The 776-nt window shown below is 54.9% G+C and carries 2 protein-coding genes; both read left to right on the top strand.

Annotated features, from left to right (window positions below):
- The first annotated feature begins 69 nt into the window (after positions 1-69).
- The gene (locus tag JTP94_RS29440; protein WP_246755415.1) at positions 70-609 is read left to right on the top strand and encodes an IS5 family transposase; all 540 of its coding nucleotides are present in this window, start codon (positions 70-72) and stop codon (positions 607-609) included.
- Positions 504-776: transposase (locus JTP94_RS35700; protein ID WP_246755414.1), on the top strand; the 273-nt coding region annotated here is incomplete at its 3' end. The genes JTP94_RS29440 and JTP94_RS35700, both read left to right, overlap by 106 nt.

Here is a 776-nt window from a genome sequence, read left to right as displayed (position 1 = left end):
CCGACGTTGTTGCATCGATCTGGTGGCTGCTGATATCAGGCGTCCGTTTTGGGACCCAGGATATTTCCGATGCCGCATAAGTTCAATGCCGACCGACGGGACAAGATAGCCAAGCAGAAGCTTAAGGTCACGAATTGGGCGGCATATAATGAAAGCCTTCGCCAACGTGGCGATTTGACCATCTGGGTGAGCGATGAGTCGCTTTCTCTTTGGTCTGCTTCGCGCCGGAGATCTCGGGGTGGCCAGCCGAAATACTCGGATCTTGCGACTACGATGTGTCTGACCCTACGCGTTGTTTACGGGCTACCACTGCGCCAGACGCAGGGCCTGATACGCAGTATCGCGACATTGATCAACGTGACAATCATGGCGCCTGACTTCTCCACCCTGTCACGCCGGAGCAAAGGGCTGGCATTGCCCTCAACGAGGCCCGGAACCAGAACATCGGGGCCGGTTCATCTGGTGGTGGACAGCACGGGTTTGAAGGTCTTCGGTGAGGGCGAATGGCTGGAAAACAAGCACAAAATCAAGGTGAAACGCGCAAAAGATGGCGCAAACTCCACGTTGGTCTTGATCTTGTCAACGGTGAGATTGTCTGCGCGGATCTAACCACGGATGATGTTGGCGATCCAACCGCTTTGCCAGAGCTTCTGGATCAGATTGATGGCCCAGTTGCCAAGTTTATCGGTGATGGCGCCTATGACGGAGCTCCGACCCGTGATCTTCTGCTAACACGTCTTGGCGAGATCGTGGAGATCATTATTCCGCCTCCTAAG

This window comes from Martinezella lusitana (assembly GCF_016901135.1).
In the GTDB taxonomy this organism is placed as follows: domain Bacteria; phylum Pseudomonadota; class Alphaproteobacteria; order Rhizobiales; family Rhizobiaceae; genus Rhizobium; species Rhizobium lusitanum_D.
Note: the sequence above shows the minus strand (reverse complement) of the source record. Positions and strands in the feature narration are given on the sequence as shown.

What these genes read in the sequence shown, in the direction of transcription:
- JTP94_RS29440 (WP_246755415.1), top strand. Translation starts at nt 70, where the DNA reads ATGCCGCATAAGTTCAATGCCGACCGACGGGACAAGATAGCCAAGCAG.